Raw genomic sequence first — 18,628 nt, forward strand, 5'->3', positions numbered from 1 at the left:
GTAGGTCATCGAAGGCGCGCTGTCTCCGGTCCGCGGCCGGGCGTGGTCACATTCGCACTCCGGCGTCGCGCATCAGCGCGAGCGCGGGTTCGGGTACCGCTTCGCGGGGAATCGGGATACCGGCGCCCTCTCTCTTACGCAGGTAGATCACATGCCGGAACACGGTGATGCGTTCGATGATGGTCCACGGGGCCGGACTGTCACTTCCCGAGTGGGGCTCGGGACCACCAGTTCCGGAGGATGTCGTCGGCGGAATGCTCGAACCAGCTGACCATGATCAGATAGCGTCCGTGGTCCGGGTCGGCGGGGAACGAGAAGTAGGCCTCGTAGCCGATCGAAGCCAGTGAGCCGCCCGGCGGCACGGTCATGTGCGCCGGGGCGACGAGCGCGGGGTTGGGCGCCGGTATCGTCTCGGCTGTATGCACGATCTCCGAGCCGTTGACGATTTCCTTGTCGCGGAACCGATCCGAATCCAAGTAGCTCTGCACAGCGGTGAGGTTCGCGAAATCTTTGATGACGAACTTGATGAGGCCGTTACCCGCCAGGTAGTGGCTGCACGAGATTTCTTCGTCACCCGATGTCGCGGAGATATGGCATCTCACCCGCTTTCCCTCGGGCAGGTCGTATATACGCCTCTCCTGTTCAGGGACGAGGTCGGGAAAGTCGTCTTTCATGTATTGCAACGCCCCCCACGGTGGTCCACTGGGGACATCCCCGGCCGTCGACTCGGGCCCGGCCGCCGAGCGGACCTGTTGGGCGACCACACCGATGCCGATCAGCGCCACGACCAAGCAGATGATCACTGCCGGAGCGGTCGGGAACTTGCTTCGGAAACTCTGGTGACGGCGTCCGAGCGGATCGACTCGATTCGGGCGCGGCAGCGGGGGCATATTCGGCATCGGCCCGAGGGCGGGACCGGCCGGCCCCCGGGCGGGGCGAGAGCGCGCAGGTCCCGTCTCGGCCCCCGCCCCGTAGCCGAGCGGTGCCGAATTGTGCACGGTCGGTGCCGTACGCGCGTAGTTCACCGTTTCGGCGACATGTACGGCCTCGAGCGTGTGGCGGGCCGCGGCAATGAATTCGGTGCAGCTCGGGAAACGATTGTCGGGTTGTTTGCTCATGGCCCGTTCCAGGACCGCGTCGAGCGCCGCGGGTAGGTCCGGCCGGAGAGAGGTGAGCCGAGGAACGGGTTTGGAGAGGTGCCCCATCACGACCTGCCCCGGATTCGTCGACGCATACGGTGGCCGACCGGCCAGCAGCGCGAACAACGTACAGGCCAGCGAGTACTGGTCGCTGCGGGGGCCCACCGCCTCACCGGACAACTGTTCGGGCGAGGCGTAGGCCAGCGTCGCGGTGAACGTACCCGTGGCGGTGATCTTGGTTTCGGTGGAGTCGATGAGCCCGGCGATACCGAAATCGGTGAGCATCGCGTGGGATTCGCGGAATTCGTCGGCCTGAGCGATCAGGATGTTGGCAGGTTTCACGTCACGGTGCAGGATGCCGTGGCTGTGCGCGTAGTCCAGGGCCGAAGCGACCACGGCGAGTAGGTGCGCCACGGTGGCCGGCGGATGGGCGGCACCGTCCCAGGACGCGGCGTCGGTGCCGCGGACATAGGGCATCGCGATCCACAGATGGCCGTTATCGGAGCCCCGATCGAGCACTCCTACGATCCCGGGGTGCTCCAACCGAGCGATGACATCGGCTTCCCGCTCGAAACGCCGGGTCATATCGGGATCGGTGGACACCTCCCGGTTCAGCAGCTTCAACGCGACACTGCGTGGCAGACGTGGATGCTGTGCGAGGTATACCGTGCCCATACCGCCCTGGCCCAGGACTCCTTGGATCCGGTATCCGGCGAAGGCCGTCCCCACCCCTGGCACCGCTGCCCCTCTCGTCACCGTTCGAACGTGGTGACGCTACCGCACTGCGGCCGAATCGCCACCGGCCACCACTTGTCCGGCCGGAAGAGCGTGCGACTGGACGATATCGCCGAGCCGGCCGGAGACGCGGTGCGCGTCGTCCCCCGCACGGACGCCCGTCTCTCCTGGATACTCGGTGTGGTCACCTCCGGATCCGGCCGCCGACCCGCGCATTGCCCGCCTTCCTCGACCTCGTTCCGCATCACATCCATCGCGGCCGCGTGTTCTGAACCGCGGTGTACTCCTGTGCCCGGAATCCGGGTCTATCGTGCCCGTTGCTTGCCGTCCCGCTTCCGATCAATGGCACCCGGTCGGCGTCGCCGGCAGCTGAACTTCCTCGCGGAGAGCGGGTTTCGGACGATTCGCATTGCAGCTGAACTCGTCGAATGAGACCATATCGCTGTCCGATCGGGAATTCGAACACAGCGGTCGGACCCGTGGGTGATCCCCGGTCCCGCCGAAGGGCCGCCCGCGCCGCACGGATACGGGAGGAATCCATGCAGGACACCACCGGTACTCGCGGTATCCGGCCGTTACGGGGTCGGGCGCTGACCGCGACGACAGCGGTCTTCCTCGCGGTTCTGGGCCCCCTGACCATGGCCGCGGCCACTTTCACCTTCGGGGCGACCCAGAAATCGGCGGAGGGTCGAATCGGCCAGGCGCTGCTCGGATCAGGGGTCCTGTTCATGCTCCTGGCCTGGCCCGTGGTCGGCATATCGGTCGTATGGTGGCTGGTACGCGCGCGTACCAATGCCGGACTCCTGGCCCCTACCGGTCACCGCCTGCCCTCGTGGTGGGCGATCGTGGGCTGGCTGATCCCCGTTGTGAACTGGGTGGTTCCGGTGATCGTGGTCAGTGATGTGGTGCGGGCGAGCAACCCGGCCGGTCAGAATCTGCGTGTGGTCTTCGTGTGGTGGTTCAGCTGGCTCGTGGCGCCGGTTCCGATCATCTACGGATTCGTTCGTTTGAACGACCTCGGGTACCCAGAAGGGGCACTGGAACTCGCGAGAAGCCTGCTCGGCGGCGCGGTGTTGTACGTGGTGGCGGCTCTCTCCTTTCGGTCCATTGCTCTCACAGTGGCTCGTTGGCAAGACGAGCACGTGGCGTCCGCGCAGGGGTAGGAGACCGTTCCCCGGTACCGCAGATGCGGCCCGTCACGGGGTGAGCTGATCACCATCGAAATCGTTGCGCGACAGGGTGTTCCGTACGCTGCACGGTCTCCCTCGTTGGGCGCAACGTGCGGCAACCCGGTGATGGGTGCCGCATGGCACCCATCACCGGTGGTCCCTCGGTCATCGTGCCAGACGGAAACCGTCGTAGCCCTCGGCGGCGACCTGGTCGCATTTCTCGCGATACGCTCCGACGCCGCCGATGTAGGCGTACATCACCCTCGGCTTACCGGGCACATTCGATCCCACATACCAGGAGTCCACCTTCGGATAGAGCGTCATATCACCGACTTCGTCGACGTGGCGCGTCCATTCCCGCTCCGCATCGGTTTCGGCCTCCATGGTCGTGACGCCCTTGGAACGCATCGCTTCGATCGCGTCCGCGATCCAGTCGACATGCTGCTCGATGGACACCATCATGTTCGACAGGACCGCCGGGCTACCCGGTCCCGTGATCGTGAAGAGGTTCGGAAAGCCCGCCACGGCGAGACCGAGGTAGGTCACGGGACCGTCGGCCCACTTCTCCCGGAGCGACGCACCACCCCGGCCACGAATATCGATCGCGTCCAGCGCACCGGTCATCGCGTCGTAGCCGGTGGCGTAGATGATGTCGTCGAATTCGAAATGCTCCCGCGTCGTCGCGAGTCCGGACTCGGTGACCTCGGTGAGCGGGGTCGTGCGCACGTCCACGAGCCGGACGTTGGAACGGTTGAAGGTCTCGTAATAGTTCGTCCCCAGCACCGGGCGCTTGACGCCGAAGTAGCCGGTGGGCTGAAGGAGTTCGGCGACTTCCGGATCCGTCACGATCTCGGCGATCCGGTCGCGGATGAACTGGGCTGCGGTCTCGTTGGCGGCTCCGTCGGCGAGTAGGTCGGTGAATCCGACCAGCATGCTGACCAGTTCACTGTCCTTGTCCGACCACACTCTGCGGTAGAAGGCATTGCGCTCGTCTTCGCTCACTTCGAGCGCCCCCTTCGTGGCTTCGGGTTGCGCGATGCCGAACGACGATTCCCGGTTGGCCTTGCGCACCTCGCGGTAGCGGGCCTTGATTCCGCGTTGGAATTCGGGATCGATCGCGTGGTTGCGGGCGGGTAGTACATAGTTCGGGGTCCGCTGGAACACGGTGAGCGTATCGGCCACTTCGGCGACGAGCGGAATGACCTGCACCCCGGAGGAGCCGGTGCCGATCACCGCGACCCGCCGACCGGTGAAGTCCACCTCCTGCTCGGGCCAGTCGCCGGTGTGGAAGCTGCGACCCCGGAACCTCTCGATGCCCGGAATCTCCACCATCTTCGGCACCGACAGGCAGCCTGTCGCCATGATCGCGAACCGTGCCGAGACGACCTCGCCCTGGTCGGTCGTGATTCGCCACCGCGCGCCGGACTCGTCGTAGACCGCAGCGGTGACCCGGGTCCGCAATCGTATGTCCCTACGCAGATCGAAACGATCCGCGACGTGCTCGATATAGCGGAGCAGTTCCGGCTGCGGCGGATACTTCTCCGTCCACTCCCATTCTTGTTCGAGCTCCGGGTCGAAGGAGTAGTTGTAATACATGCTCTTCACATCGACGCGTGCGCCCGGATAACGGTTCCGGTACCACGTGCCGCCGAGTCCGCTGCCCGCTTCGTACACCCGCACCGATAGTCCGAGGCCGCGTAACTTGTGCAACATGTGGAGGCCGGCGAATCCGGCTCCGACGACGACGGCGTCGATCTCGCGAGCCTCCTGCCCGGCCGAGAATACGGAATGCTCCGAGGTCGTTGTCATCGTGGGACCTGCCTTTCGATGAGTTGCCGTGGGAGGACACAGCGGTTCGGTTCGGCTACGTGGCGAGCCGGCGACTACCGGGTCGGCGGAAGAGCCGGGCGTGATGTGACGGTCGGACGTTGCAGACGGTGACGCCCGAAGATTCCCGCCCCCTCGTATCGCTGTAGCTCGGTGGATGCGACGAGCTCATCGGTGTGCGGAAGAGGCTCGCCGAGCGTCAGTGTTCCAGAAAGGTTCTGATCGCATGCGATCGGGATGTTATTGGCTGCGTGTAGATTACGGTTCATCCGGCTCGAGTGTTCTTGTCGTACAGGAAGAATGAATACACTGCGACGCTCATTCTTCGCCGACCTCGACGGCTCAGGGCCCGTACGCCGCCATCGAGACCGGGTACGGGCCGGACGCCGTCTTCGTGACGGGGTGCGGACCGAGTGCCGGATCGCCGATCGGGTTCCGGTCGAGCAGTACCGGGGATCACCGCCGGCCCGGCACCGAGGAGTTTCGGGTCGTCCCGACCGCGCGGGGGCATCGGTCGACGCCCGAGCCTTCGCCAAGGCCCGGAACGCGGTGTTCGTGGTGGTACCCGGCGGGCCGGATCGACCACCTCTTCTGTGCCGGGCCGATTCTGCGCATGGCCGGTGCCGGTACTGGTGGATGTTCCACCGCGTTGGATACGGTGAGCACGGCGCACTCCCGCGAACCGAGGCGGAGTGCGCGGGTCCGACCGCGCTCCCGGATCGTTCGCAGGGCTTCGGGACACCGTGCGGGCTCACGCCTTCCGACTGATCGGAGTACCTGTGGCCACCGATGAGCGTCTTGCCGATTGGGTGGATGGCATCAGCCTCAACCTTCTCGGGTTGGAGGAGCTGGAGGAGCCGAACGGATTCCGGCTCGACTTCTCGCCCGCATCGCTCAACGCTCTGGAGAAGCAGCTCCTGGACTACTTCGGTGAACCCGCGGAGCTGGGCGATCCGGCGCGGCGCGCTATCGCCGACGGAGCAGCGGGATATCTGGGTGAGATGCTGCTGAGGGCGGCAGGCGGTGAATGGGGCTGGAGCGCGGAGGAACCGGTCGTTCGTGCCGGCAGGGAACTCGGTCTTCGTGAATGTTTTCCCCGCCGGGTGGTCGCGCGGGCGGTGCGGGAGCAGACCGAGCGGGTGTTCACCGACGTGTTCGCCGAGTGGGAGCAAGCCGCGGAGCGGTTGCGGGCGGTGGACCCCCGCTGGACCCCCGGCAAGAAACCGACGCCGGGTGTCGACCCGTTCGAGATGGCCGAGTCCGACGCCCGGTACATCGAGAGTTGGGTGGCCGAGCGCAGGAACGCCTTCGAGCGGTGGCGCACCACATTCGGCGCCGGTGCGGTGTGGGATTTCGGTCCGGAATCCCTGGATTCGTTGGAGGATGTGCTGGCGCAACGCGTTCCGTCGTCGCACGACCTCTACACGCCGGAACAGCGTGATCTCGTCGAAGGCGCGGTGTGGTATTTCGGCGAGGCGGTACGCCGGATCAGAGGTGGTGTGTGGGTGTACCGAAGTGAGGATCCGGAGATCGACAACGTCTACGCGGGCGATCCCTATGTACAGCAGGCCGGCTCGGACGGCGATATCGTGATGCCGATTCTCCCGATCGACGAGTTCGTTGCCACCGGCCGCCGGGGTACGTTGCGCGCCAGATACGTACGCGCCGGCGGGTGACGCGGCGACCCGGATATTCCTATACTGAGCGATAATTCGCTATCGGTCCTCGGGGGAGGAGACCAGGCCGTGATCGTTTGCCTCGTGGAGCAGCCCCGCTCGGCCGGTCTTCTGCGTCCGGTGGTCGCTGTTGTGCTGTTCGGTGCGCTGCTGGCCCTGTTGTCGTCTCCCGCGGGTATCGCGCAGCCGAGTTCCCCGCCCGAGAGTCCCGTCGTGGGGCCGAAGCATCTGCTGGGCCTGGACCCGAATGCGCCGCTACCCGAAGGCACTCCGGCACCCACGTTCACATTCCCGAGCGCGGACGATGTACTGCAACTTCCGGAACCGCCGGATCGTCGGAGGTTCCCGGCGGAATTCCGTGCTTTTCAGCGGTATCTCGATTCACTGGACGAGCCCGAGGCCTACACGGCGGGCAGTCCGGCGCATTTCTATGCCCGGTGGAAGGCGTATCAGGCGACCGGCGGGAAGAGTTCGTTCGCTCGTTACCGCGCACGATATGTCGTCATGACCAACAATCGCCACCGCGGGTGGGCGTTCGAACCGCTGGTCCGGAGCAGGGAAGCGCTGTTCTCCGGCAGCCACTGGCGGTTCGGGGAGCCGGTTCCCGGTACCGGGATCGGCCGAGAACCGGATGCGTATTCCGATACCGAGGTCGACGCTTTCGAGTTGAAGTACACCAACAATGTCCGCCGCGACCAGTTGAACGGATTCGTCACCATCGCCGAGGCGAAGGGGAAGGTTTTCCAGTATCTGTTCGGTAAGCCACCGTCGAAAAAAGCGCTGGCCCTGATCGACCAGGTCAACCGGGCCCTTCCGGAGAACGCGGGTCTCGCGCCGGGGCAGCCGCTCAACAGAGTGGTCATCGTGGCGCGCTATTACCCCTCCACCGCCGTTCCGGTGCCCATTCCGGAGGACGCCCACGCCCCGCCCCGGCCGGATTGGGGCCCACCGGGCGGGTCGAGGGCCGCGCCCGGCGGTGGTCCGGCGCCCCCTCCGGCCGGTGGTGGCTCACCTGCCCCGCTCGCCCTGCCGGGACACTACGGCCTGCCCGGCGGGCTGGAGACAGCCGTGGCGAATTCGCCGGATTCACCGGCGGAAGCGGCGGAGAACGCCGAACTCGATCGGCGGATCGTCGACGACTACGCGCGGGAGACGGGGCAGACAGCGGATGCCGATGATGCCGTCGCCGACGATCTGGGCGGGGTGGACTTCGCCACCCTCGAACTGCGCTACGTTTCGGACACCTACCACAACGGTCCCAGCGCGCAGTACGCGTTCAAGGCCGATCAGCCGGCCACCGCGGACGAGCAGTCCTTCGGTGGCCGACGTGCCGCGCAACTCGCGTCGGATTCGTTCTTCGTCTGGCTGGCGCTTCCCCCGTCGGCTTTCACCGTGAACCTCAACCCGGACGAACCGGATCGGATCATCGACTCGGAATTCGGCCGTACCGACGCGGGGCGTGTGCTCCTCGAGGCCGATCTGGCCATGAAGAGGCTGGTTGCTCGATTCATCCATCCGGATACCCCGAGTGGCCGGACCTATTGGGCGGCGCTACACGGTGAAACCAAATGCGTATCCATGCGTCAGTGGATCGTGCCGGCGACGGCAACGGTCCGTGACAGTGGCAACGAGCTCTACATTCTCGACACCCCGCTCGAGGTGAAGATGGAATCCGACGTCATAGCGACCCCGGGAGTCGGTGGTATCGGTGGATGCGGTGGTCAGGACACAGCCACCACCCGTCACAACGAGTCCGTCTACCGGACGATGATCCTGCCCCGCATCCAGGACGCGGTGAACAACGCTCCCGAATATGCCGACCTGCGGCGGGTCTATGCCAGCCGGGTCGCGGCCGAATGGTTCCGCGACCGCAGCACCACGAAGGAGACCGCGTACTCCGAGCTGATCGATTCGGGCGATATCACCCCGTGGCAGTCGCGGGAGCCGTGGTCGCCGCGGGAGGTCTTCGACCGCTACGTGGATTCGTACAGGAACGGCGAGTTCAACGTTACGCACACCTCCACCAGCGGTGACATGATCTACACCACGAACTACGTATACGGTGGCGTCGATTTCAGCCGGATCGATCGAAATCGAATCGGCGCCGACGTATTCGCCCGGGAACACCCGTCGCTGGCCGCGTCCACGGAAAACGCACTGTACGGCCCTGTCGGGGACGGCAGCGAGGTCTGGCTGGGTGGTCTGACCACCTCCCGGCCACCGGCCGCCGCATTCACCGCACCGACCCCGGCCACATCGAACCCCTGGTTCTACCCGGCCGTGGCCCTACCGGTTTTCGCCTGGATCGCCGCGGGTGGATTACTGGTGTGGCGTCGCCGGGCGAGTATCGCCTCGCCAGGACCGGGCTCATGAGCACTTTCGATGTTCGGCGGCCGTCGCGGGCTCCGAGTGTGGTTCGGCTGGCGGGCTATCTCTACACGGGGGTGGCCGCGGGTGCGCTCGTCGCCGCGATCGGCGCACTGTTCGCCCTGCCCGAGGCGAGCGCCTTCCACAGCGAACGAGCAGGTGATGGGGCGGCCGGTCGTGCCGCCATCTCCGGTTTGATCGCCTTCGTTCTCGTAGCGGTCGCGTTCGCCGCCCTCTGTGTACGGCTCGCGGTGTCGAGTGGTCTCGGTAGGCCTTCGGCCCGGGTATTGCCGTGGGCGATCGGCATCCCCGTGGTCGTTTTCGACCTCGCTCTTCTGGGCGCTGGGAAATACAGCTCCGTCGGCTGGTTCGAGACCATGGGTCGAGCGGTCGCCGCGGCGACTCTGTTGGCGACGACAGCGACACTCGTGCTCTTCGCCCGTCCGGTCTCGCGCAGCTACTTCCGCACCGCCGAGAAGATCCGGCATACCCGGATGTTCCGGCCCGGCGTGCCTCTGCCCGGTGTGCCCACCCACGTACCGGGTTCCCTCGCCGCGCCGACCGCCCCGTACGGTGTGGCGCGGCAGTGGAATCCCGCGTTCCCGCCCTCGCGGCCGGGGACACCGGCGGCACCGGCGGCACCGGTCCGGCCTTCGGCGACAACCGCCATGATCGCAGCCGTTCTCGCGCTGCTCGGCGGGGTCCGGGGCCTTGCCGGGTTGCTTGCGATCCCGTTGATCGAAGCCGATCCCTCTCTCGATGCGAGCGGTGATCTGCGCAGGATCGAGTTGCTGCTCGCGGTGACCGCGCTGTTCGCGCTTCTGCTGCTGAGCGGGGGGATACTCCTGCTCGCCCGCCGGAGGGGCGGACGTCTGCTGATCGGGGTGGGAGGTATCGGCACGCTGGTTCTGTCGCTCACCCTGAATGCCGCGCTGGACAGCCTCACCACCAGGGCCGGATCCGTGGATATCGCGCCGACCGCTTTCGGAGTGGTAGGGGCTGCGGTGAACGTGGCCGTGGTGATCCTGGTATTTCTGCCCAGCACTTCGCGCTGGTTGGCCTTTCGACCCGTCCCACGCTGATGGCCACTCGAATCGTCACGGGTCGGGGGCCTGTTCGAAAGGGTCGGGCCGATCGCCGGCGGCGGGGACGAACCGCGCAGAGAGCTGGGCGGCATCATCGAGCGCATTCCCGTGGTCCGATCCACCATGGCAGCTGGTGGGCCGGTGCGCCGGCAAGTGCGGCCTCGGCGTGACGTCGACCGAGTTCGATGGATGCTTCGATGAATTCGCGGTCGAAGTACAGATAGCTGAACAAATCGCCGCGGCGGGGTCCGTCGCCGCCCAGCGCGCGGCCCAATATCCGTAGTTCTGCCTGACGCAGCGTCGACACGATTCCGCTCTGGCGAGGGCATCGAGCGGCGACGATCTCTTCGGCCAGGTTGCCCAGGGTCGCTCGTGTGGGCGGCGTGATGGGGAGGAAGGGGATGATTCTTCGCGGTAGCCCGGTCGCGGTGGCGGATACGCTCGAGTCCACCACGGTATTGACCTCGGCCAGCGTGCGTACATCCTCGATCATCCGGTCGACCAGCGCGGCGTCCAACAACCGCACGATGACATCGTCCACGTCGGGTGGCCGGTGGTTCGCCGGTGCCGGTGGTACGGCATCGACTACAGGGTGGGTCGCCACGACCACGATCGCATCGGTGCCCAGCGCGATGGCAGGTTTGAGGGGCGCGTTGAGCCGTATCCCGCCGTCCAGGTACCAACCGGCCCACTGTGGTGGGTCGCTGACGTGTACGGGTGGGAACACGACCGGAATCGCCGCCGAGGCGAGCACATGCTCGGCCGTGATCTCGGCGGCCACGTAATCGATCGGCCGTTCCTCGTCGGACGGCGGCAGTGGTGCCGTGTCGGCGCGATCGACGAACACCACGGTGCGATTGTCCGCACCGGATGTCGCGACCACTGCCAACGTGGCCCGTCCCTCGGCGATATTGCGGCGCAGGAATTTCCAATCGATGGCGGTACGGGCCGTGCGGTGCAGGGGAGAAGTGTCGAGCAGACTGGTCAACTGCACTCCCGGAATCCCCAGCAATTGACCGGCAGCGCGGCCGACGAGATGAGGGAGGCCGATGGCCGGGGACCGGAACACATCGCGGACGGTGATGTCGCGCCACACCCGTAGCGCCTGCTGAGCCTGCTCGTCCGGCGGCAGATGCGACAGGGCGGCGAAGATCGTCGCGTTGACGGCCCCGGCGCTGGTACCGATGAACCGCACCGTGTCCACTCCCGCGTTGCGCAGACGCGGCACCAGCACCGAGAGCGCGCCCGCCTCGTAGCCACCGCGGGCCCCCGCGCCCGCCACGACGACGCTCACCCGGCGCGGCTGGGTGCCAGACCGGTCGATCACCAGCGACCTCCTTCGTTCCAGTGAAGTTTCCGCTTCGTGATGCGTCGGGAGACATCCGTGGCATTCTCGAGTCGAAACCCCCGGTCGTGGGGTGTTGCCGACGCCGGAACCGGGCATGGATCGCCCGCCAGGATATGGGCAATTCGTCCTGTGCGGCGGCAACGGAAGGGCCGCGCGTCCGCGCCGGATCGATGCGGCCGGCCTCGCGCGGGGTGGGTCGGCACCTCCGGATCGTGGCGTGGCCACATCCGCAGCGCCACTGCGGTTCCCGTGCCGCCGAGGGCGGCGAGGAGCACCCGGGTCGTGGTGAAACCGGCAGCGGTGGTCAGCCATCCGGCGATCGGGTAGGTGATCAGCCACGCCAGGTGTGACAGTGCGAACTGGGCCGCGAACGGCGCGGGCCGGTCGGCCGGGAGGAGCGACGCAGTACCTGTCCCGTGGGTGTCAGTATCGCCGCGGTGCCCGCACCGATGCCGGCCCATACGGCGAGCGCGGCGGGCCGGCGCCGATCACCGGCGGTGGCGAAGGACAGAGCGATGGCTGTTCCCAGTGCGGCGAGCAGAGTGGCCGCGCCGCTGAGCACGACCGGCCGGGCATCGAGACGGTCGAGGACGTGGGGGAGGGACAGGGCGACGAGCAGGGTGCCGAGACCGTTGGCCGCCGATACCAGCGCCGAGGGTGATGGTCTTCCCGAGTGCGCGTGGGGCGATATCGGTGAAGACGCGATATGCGCCCGCTTCCGGGAGGGTTGGCCGCACCGCCCAGATCCCGTCGGCGCCCAGTTCGGGGTGTACGTGCCAGAACCCGGTCGGTTCACGCCGCACCGCTATGAGGTGCAGGTCGCGGTCGTGGACGGCGGTGTAATCGGTGACCGGCTTCCCGTCCGGGCCCAGGATCCGGAACCGGAAGTCGGCCTCGCCCGGCTCGGTGATGGGTTGCGCCGATGCCAGGGTGTACCCGTCCTGCGTGATCTGGAGTCCGCCCGGCGCTCCGCTGCCGGGCCGGCGTGTTCCCCGTGCCCGGCATGGTGGCCGTGCCCGGTGTGGCCGGTGTGAGCGGCGTGCTCGCCATGGTGGTGAGGGCGGGTCCGAGTGGTCACCGTCGCGGCCTTCCGTTCTTGCTGTAGTGGATACCGAGAATTCAATACCCCGTTGGGGTATGTGCAACCCGATGGTCGGTGACGTGACTTACTCGGGATCCTCGATTGGCGTGTCGGGGCACACCGCCACATTCCCCCGTTAACGTGCGGGTCGACCATGAAGGACTGCCCGGCGGCCGGCGGGTGAGAGTTGCCTCGGCATCCGGGCGCTGCCCAGCCCGATCGAGAGGATCTGGACTTGAGCGAACTTTCTCGCCGCGACCTGCTCAGGACGTCGGGTGCCGCCGGTGTCGGAGCCATCGTCGTTCCGGGCCTCACCGCCGCGGACACGCCGGGTATCGCGGATCCGAGCGCCCCCGGAGTGGTGGCCGGGGGTCGTCCCGGTGAAGAACCGGGATGCCCACCCGCGACGCTGACCGGCCATATCGTCCGTCCCGGCGACGCCTCGTACACGGAGGCGCGACTCGGCTGGGATCAGCTCTTTTCCCACTATCCGCTGGTCATCGTCTTCGCGCAGGAAACCCGGGATGTGGTGAACGCTCTCACGTGGGCGCGGCAGCGCAATGTCGCGGTGCGGGTGCGCAGCGGCCGTCACGCTCTCGAAGGCTGGTCGAACATCGACAACGGCATCGTGATCGATGTCAGCCGGTTGAAATCGGTCCGGATCGACCCCGGCGCTCGTATCGTGACGGTCGGCGCCGGACTGAACCAGCTGGAAGCGGTGACGACGCTCGCGAAGCGCGACCTTGCGCTCACAACCGGAAGCGAGGGCAGTGTAAGCGTGTGCGGTGCGACGCTCGGGGGTGGCCTCGGGCCGCTCGGTCGCTGGCTCGGTATGGCCTGTGACAGCCTCCTGGCCGTCGAAGTCGTCGTCCCGTCGGGCCACGACTGCGCCGAGGTGATCAACGCGGACCTACAGCACCACTCGGACCTGCTCTGGGCGCTGCGTGGAGCCGGAAACGGTAACTTCGGGATCGTCACACAACTCACCTACCGGGTGTATCCGCTCGCCCGTCTCGCCTATGTGCAGGCGGCATGGGATGGGTTCGGAGACCTGTACGGGGTCTTCGACGCATGGCAGCGCACGGTGCCGTCCGCCGACAGCCGTCTGGGATCCGAACTCGAGATCCACAAGTCCCGAATCCTGCTGTCCGCGTGGCTCGCGGAGGGGACGGCGGCGCAGGCCGAACAGATGCTGGCTCCGATCCTGTCGGTCGGCGCGCCCGAGGTCACGGTGCAGGTCGGTAACTGGGGCGATATCTTCGCGGGAGCCCAGATCCCGATCACCCGCGAGCCTGCGAATTGGAAGTTCTTCTCGCAGTTCGCCAAAGAGTGCTTTCCGAAGAAGGCGATCGATATCATCGGTGACTTCATGCGAAACGCTCCTACGGAGGAGAGCAACTACTTCGTCGATGCCTTCGGCGGGGCGATCCAGCGGCAGCCCCGTGGTGGTACGGCGTTCGCGCATCGCGACGCCCTCTTCTACGGCGAGATCGGCGCGGCCTGGGGGACCCGTTCGACGCGGCCGGGCGTCGGCGATCCGTTGACCGCACAGGCCCAGGCCTGGACCGCGGAGTTCAGCCAGGCGCTGCGGTCCTATGTGGACGGCGCCTATGTCAACGTGCCCAACGTCGGAATGCAGGAGTGGGAGACCGCCTACTGGGGGAAACAGGGCTTCGAGCGGCTACGGAGGATCAAGGCGAAGTACGACCCCCGTAATGTCTTCCGGTACGAGCAGAGCATCCCGCCGGTGACGCAGTGATCCGCCGTGCCCGCACGCGGATTCACCTCGGCTTTCTTATGTCCGGCACGACTTCCGCGGAGAGCGGGTGGTGCCGGTTGTGTGCCGAGTCCTCCGGCGGTGCGGCGCCGCGGTCCGGGTCCGACCCGTTCACCGGAGATCTCCGTCGGTTCCGGTGTGTGGAAGGTCGAAGACGTGGCGGGCGGTGCCGTGCAGGAAGCCGGCCACGGTCTCCTCGTCCCATCCCAGGTGGTCGAGGTGGCACAGCGCTCTGGTGGGACTGATCATCGGGTAGTTCGTGCCGAACATGACGCGCCCCCGGCCCAGCCCCTGCGCGTAGGTGAGGAAAGCGGCGGGGAGCCGGTCGAGTGCGTAGGCCGAGGTGTCGACGTAGAAGTTCGGGAATTTCACTGTGAGGGTGGTGACTTCGTCCAGCCACGGGAATCCGACGTGGCCGCCGACGACCACCAGGTCCGGGAAGTCGAGCATCACCCGCTCCAGATAGGGGATGAGACGACCGGTTTCGGAGGTTTTCAACGGGCCGGTGTGCCCGATCTGCGTACAGACCGGGAGGCCTGCCTCCACGCATGCGGCGTATACCGGGTAGTAGAGCCGATGGTCGGGTGGTAGTTCCCACAGCCAGGGCACGATACGAACGCCCACGAAGACTTCACCGGCCAGTTCCCGCACGGTCCGCGCGGCGCGGACCGGATCGTGCAGATCGACTCCGAGCAGGCCGCGGAACCGGGTCGGTGCCCGGTCGACGAGCGCCTGGACGTCCTGGTTGCTAATCAACGGTCCGCTCGGTGCGTACCATGCCGACATCAACGCCAGATCCACTCCCGCGGCATCCATCTCCCGCAGGGTGATGTCCACGCCGGCCGTCAGATCCGAGGGCTGTTTACCGGTCCAGCGCAGTAGCGAGGCCATCCACGGTTGTGCGGCCATCCGCGGGGTCACCTGCTGCGCCCAGACATCGATTACACCCATGGGACTCCCTTCGCGTATATACTTCACTAGTAAAGTATCGGGGTGAGGTGGCAGAGATGGCAAGGGATCCGTACCGGCTGGTCGGCCGCATTCAGCAGGTCGCACATTCCTTTCGTAAACGGTCCGATCGGATGCTGATCGAGGCCGCGGATGTCACCACCGCGCAATCCGGGATCCTGGCTGTCATCGCCGACGATCCGGGGTGTTCGCAGCGCGATATCGCCCGGCGGCTCCGCCTCGGCGAATCGGCGCTCGTCGCCGCGGTCGGGCGTCTGGTGAACGCGGACCTCGTCGAGCGGCGTATCAGCGAACACGATCCGCGGGCTGTGGCCCTTTTCCTGACACCCCGGGGAGCCGAAACCGCGGTTCGTGCGCAACAGGTCGTCGAGACGATCAACGATCTCGTCCTCGACGCGCTCGGTGAAGAGGGTCGCGCCCGGTTCGCCGAACTGCTCGCCGCCCTGGATCAGGCCCTCGCGACTCCCGGGTACCGGGGTGATGTGAAGGAAAGCGACCGCCGGGAATGACCGCGATCTCCCTCTGGGCTGTGGGCCTACTCGTGGCGCGACGTGATCCCGGCGCCGGCCACGAATCTCACTGCCCGGTCGTTCTGTGCCGATAGCATTCGCGGCACCTTTCAGAACGAGCATCTGATCACCGAAGAGGTGATCGACGAGCTCTACGCGCCGTTCTCCCGTCCCGCCAACCGCGCCGGTTTCCTCTCGCTGTGGCGCGATCCGGACTACCGGCTCATCGATGCCGGTCCGGGGCGGGTCACCACACCCACCCTCGTCCTGTGGGGCGGCGCGGATACCTGGTTGCCCGCGACCCGGGCCGGTCGTCTGGCCGCACGTATCCCTGATGCCACCGCCACGTGCTCCCGGACTGTGGGCACACCGTGCGCGAGGACTGCCCCACGCGGATCACCCCGCGGCTCACCGCATTCTTGCGCTGAGTCGCGACGATCGCCGGTCCGGTGGGCGGCTCATGGTGGTGATCCGCGTTGCTCCGGGTCGCCACCACGCGCGTCTACCCGGATGGCGGTGGCCGGGGGTATGGGGGCGAATACTTGGGTCAACAAATGTTGGCCAACATGTGTTGACAATCGCGAATCGCCCTTCTAGCTTTGAAGACAACAAGCGTTGACCTGAAGGAGTTGTCATGAACAACCACATCGCCGATGTGCTGATCGTCGGAGCCGGTCCCGTCGGCCTCACCGCCGCGGTCGTGCTGGAACAACTCGGCCACGACGTCGTGATCGTCGACCGGCAGGCCGAGGGGGTCAACACTTCCCGTGCGGCGGTGGTGCATCCGCACACCCTGGAAATACTGGAGCCCTACGGTGTGGTGCCGGCCCTGGTGGACCGTGGTGTGCACACTCCCACGTTCGCGATCCGCGACCGGGACCGGCTGCTGATGGCGGTGCCGTTCAACGAACTGCCCACCGCTTACCCGTACACGTTGATGATCTCTCAGGCCGATACCGAGAAATTCCTGCTGGACCGCCTCACCGAGCTGGGCGGGAAGGTCACCCGCCCGGCCGTGGTCACCGGCATCTCGCAGGAATCGGATGCGATCACCGCCACCCTCGCGGAGGGGGAGCCGCTGCGGGCGCGTTATCTGCTGGCGGCCGACGGTATGCACAGCCTGGTGCGGGAGCAGTCGGGGATCGGATTCACCGGGGGCGCCTATGCCGAATCGTTCACCCTCGCCGACGTCCGCCTCTCCGGTGGAGTGCCCACCGACGAGGTCATCCTGTACTTCTCGCCGGCCGGGCTCGTGGTGGTCGCGCCGCTGCCCGAGGGGATGTTCCGGATCGTGGCCACCGTGGACGAGGCGCCGCGCGACCCGGATATCGCGTTCGTACAAGGGTTGCTCGACGAACGCGGCCCGCAGGCCGACCCGGTCGTGGTGGAAGAAGTGGTGTGGGGCTCGCGTTTCCGCGTCCACCACCGTATCGCCGATACCTTCCGGCACGGCCGGGTCCTGCTCGCCGGGGATGCCGGTCACGTGCACTCACCGGCCGGTGGGCAAGGGATGAACCTCGGTATCGAGGACGCTGTGACGGCCGCGACGACCCTTTCCCGTGTGCTGGCAGGCGAACCGGAGACCCTGCTCGACGAATACGCCGACGCCCGGCACCGCACGGCCGGAGCCGTGGTCGCCATCGCGAGCCGGCTCACCGATCTGGCCACCGCGTCGGCGCGAGTCCGGCCGATGCGGAACACCGTCATGGCGCTGGCGGGTAAGGCCGCACCCGTGCGGAATCGGCTGGCCTGGCGCCTGTCCGGGCTCGACCGCCGCTGACCCCCTCCCACGAAAGGAGCCCGTCGTGAAGATCATCCGAGACCATCTGGCCGTCGAAGCACGCCTGACCGGCCCCACCGACAACGGATTCCTGCTGCTGGCCGCTGAAACAGGACGCTGGGCCGGACCGTTCCCGCTTCCCACCCGAGTACGCGGCCACATCTCGTCTCGTCTCGGTCTCCTCTGTACGCGGCTGGGCAACCGAGCCGATGTCCTCGAGGCGACAGCTTTCCGGGCGGCACTACGACCTCCCGGTGAGGGCGGCGCATTACTGCGCCGGGCCGGAGTGCGCCCGGCCCGCTACGATCTCGTCGTCCTCGTACGCACCCGCACGGTCGCCGATCTGGCGGGGGTACGAGCCGACCCGGCGTGGCAGGAACTGGTAGCACTGCTGACCGGTAAGGCCCGGCATGTGCACCGGATCGCGGCGAGCAGCCCCGCCCGGATCGCCGATGTCGACCACGATCCCGCCCATTGGTTCCTTTTCAACTACTTCCACTGCGCGGACCAGGACACCGTTTTCGCTGTCTGGCGCTACACCGCGGGCTGGTTCCAGCGCAAAACCGCCTTGCCCGACTCGGTGCCGATGCGCCCGCTGCCCGGTGAGCCCGGTGACTACACCCTCGTCAACCACGCATCCTGGCCCACGGTGCGCGCATTCCTGCCGAGCCTGTTGTTGCGGCCGAGTTTCCGCGCCTTCGTGCTGGCCAACTTCGCCGCCAACGATATCGCCGCCCAGCCGATCATCTACCGGATGATCGGTCCGGCAGCTACCACCGGGAACACGGGGAGCTGAGGTGTACGCGATACGGCAGTACAAGTCCGGCACCCCGAAACAACTGGTGCACGAACTGGTACCCGACCCGGTGCCGGGCCCGCGGCAGGCACTGATCGAGGTGCGCGCGGCCGGGGTGCACCTGATCGATACGGGGTTACGCGCCGGAGCCGTCCGGGGCCGGAGGTGGCTGTGGCCGATACCGCCGCCGGAACCACCGGGGCCTACGGGCGATCGTTCGAAGAAACCCTGCCGATTCCCGCGCCGAGGCTGCCGAACGCATCGCCGCTCATCAGGAGGCCGGTGCCCACCAGCCGGCCTTCGGCATCGGGGGCGATGACCGGCGGAATCAGCGCGCACTCCTGGCCCGGGCCGCGCTCACCGGAACGGC

At 66.9% G+C, this 18,628-nt stretch carries 13 protein-coding genes; 8 read left to right on the forward strand and 5 right to left on the reverse strand.

All coding sequences use genetic code 11. From position 1 onward, the window contains the following. Positions 1-200: 200 nt before the first annotated feature. Positions 201-1,895, reverse strand: coding sequence for a serine/threonine-protein kinase (locus ACYR7D_RS18840; RefSeq protein ID WP_459545839.1), 1,695 nt, complete (start codon positions 1,893-1,895; stop codon positions 201-203). 518 nt (positions 1,896-2,413) lie between these two features. Here ACYR7D_RS18840 and ACYR7D_RS18845 point away from each other — a divergent pair. Next, positions 2,414-3,037 (forward strand): DUF4328 domain-containing protein, encoded by a 624-nt coding sequence (locus tag ACYR7D_RS18845; RefSeq protein WP_459545840.1) that lies wholly within the window; start codon positions 2,414-2,416, stop codon positions 3,035-3,037. A gap of 171 nt (positions 3,038-3,208) precedes the next feature. On the opposite strand, the gene ACYR7D_RS18850 is transcribed toward ACYR7D_RS18845, so the two are convergent. After that, a complete protein-coding gene (locus ACYR7D_RS18850) occupies positions 3,209-4,852 on the reverse strand; it encodes a flavin-containing monooxygenase (RefSeq protein ID WP_459545841.1) in 1,644 nt (547 codons plus the stop codon). A gap of 797 nt (positions 4,853-5,649) precedes the next feature. Here ACYR7D_RS18850 and ACYR7D_RS18855 point away from each other — a divergent pair. The 3 genes from ACYR7D_RS18855 (at position 5,650) to ACYR7D_RS18865 (ending at position 9,995) form a co-directional block, all read left to right on the forward strand. After that, a complete protein-coding gene (locus ACYR7D_RS18855; protein ID WP_459545842.1) occupies positions 5,650-6,546 on the forward strand; it encodes a hypothetical protein in 897 nt (298 codons plus the stop codon). Between the two features lie 69 nt (positions 6,547-6,615). Further along, positions 6,616-8,919, forward strand: coding sequence for a hypothetical protein (locus ACYR7D_RS18860; RefSeq protein WP_459545843.1), 2,304 nt, complete (start codon positions 6,616-6,618; stop codon positions 8,917-8,919). Further along, on the forward strand, positions 8,916-9,995 hold the full coding sequence (locus tag ACYR7D_RS18865) for a hypothetical protein (protein ID WP_459545844.1): 1,080 nt from the start codon (positions 8,916-8,918) through the stop codon (positions 9,993-9,995). The genes ACYR7D_RS18860 and ACYR7D_RS18865 overlap by 4 nt, the downstream gene beginning before the upstream one ends. 94 nt (positions 9,996-10,089) lie before the next feature. On the opposite strand, the gene ACYR7D_RS18870 is transcribed toward ACYR7D_RS18865, so the two are convergent. Beyond that, complete coding sequence (locus ACYR7D_RS18870; protein WP_459545845.1) at positions 10,090-11,325, reverse strand: patatin-like phospholipase family protein; 1,236 nt, start codon at positions 11,323-11,325, stop codon at positions 10,090-10,092. A 352-nt stretch (positions 11,326-11,677) separates the two neighbouring features. Then, positions 11,678-11,908: a hypothetical protein gene (locus ACYR7D_RS18875; RefSeq protein WP_459545846.1), complete on the reverse strand. Its 231-nt coding sequence runs from the start codon at positions 11,906-11,908 to the stop codon at positions 11,678-11,680. A 754-nt stretch (positions 11,909-12,662) separates the two neighbouring features. Between ACYR7D_RS18875 and ACYR7D_RS18880 the strand changes: the two genes are divergently transcribed. After that, the gene (locus ACYR7D_RS18880) at positions 12,663-14,186 is read left to right on the forward strand and encodes an FAD-binding oxidoreductase (RefSeq protein ID WP_459545847.1); all 1,524 of its coding nucleotides are present in this window, start codon (positions 12,663-12,665) and stop codon (positions 14,184-14,186) included. Positions 14,187-14,315: 129 nt separating this feature from the next. Here the strand turns inward: ACYR7D_RS18880 and ACYR7D_RS18885 are convergent, their stop codons facing one another. Next, positions 14,316-15,155, reverse strand: a complete 840-nt coding sequence (locus ACYR7D_RS18885; protein WP_459545848.1) for an amidohydrolase family protein — start codon at positions 15,153-15,155, stop codon at positions 14,316-14,318. A 56-nt stretch (positions 15,156-15,211) separates the two neighbouring features. Here ACYR7D_RS18885 and ACYR7D_RS18890 point away from each other — a divergent pair, with 56 nt between their 5' ends. From ACYR7D_RS18890 to ACYR7D_RS18900, 3 genes are all read left to right on the forward strand, one after another. Further along, entirely contained in the window at positions 15,212-15,682 is a 471-nt protein-coding gene (locus ACYR7D_RS18890; protein WP_459545849.1) for a MarR family winged helix-turn-helix transcriptional regulator, read from the forward strand. A gap of 634 nt (positions 15,683-16,316) precedes the next feature. Then, positions 16,317-17,462 carry an FAD-dependent oxidoreductase gene (locus ACYR7D_RS18895; protein WP_459545850.1) on the forward strand — a complete coding sequence of 382 codons (1,146 nt, stop codon included), beginning with the start codon at positions 16,317-16,319 and terminating at the stop codon, positions 17,460-17,462. Between the two features lie 25 nt (positions 17,463-17,487). After that, a complete protein-coding gene (locus ACYR7D_RS18900; protein ID WP_459545851.1) occupies positions 17,488-18,258 on the forward strand; it encodes a hypothetical protein in 771 nt (256 codons plus the stop codon). Positions 18,259-18,628 lie beyond the last annotated feature (370 nt).

Source organism: Nocardia sp. X0981 (genome assembly GCF_977089955.1).

Excerpts from the sequence above, each read along its gene's own strand:
- ACYR7D_RS18845 (WP_459545840.1), top strand. The coding sequence starts at position 2,414 with ATGCAGGACACCACCGGTACTCGCGGTATCCGGCCGTTACGGGGTCGG.
- ACYR7D_RS18850 (WP_459545841.1), bottom strand. The coding sequence starts at position 4,852 with ATGACAACGACCTCGGAGCATTCCGTATTCTCGGCCGGGCAGGAGGCT.
- ACYR7D_RS18865 (WP_459545844.1), top strand. The coding sequence starts at position 8,916 with ATGAGCACTTTCGATGTTCGGCGGCCGTCGCGGGCTCCGAGTGTGGTT.
- ACYR7D_RS18885 (WP_459545848.1), bottom strand. The coding sequence starts at position 15,155 with ATGGGTGTAATCGATGTCTGGGCGCAGCAGGTGACCCCGCGGATGGCC.
- ACYR7D_RS18890 (WP_459545849.1), top strand. The coding sequence starts at position 15,212 with ATGGCAAGGGATCCGTACCGGCTGGTCGGCCGCATTCAGCAGGTCGCA.
- ACYR7D_RS18895 (WP_459545850.1), top strand. The coding sequence starts at position 16,317 with ATGAACAACCACATCGCCGATGTGCTGATCGTCGGAGCCGGTCCCGTC.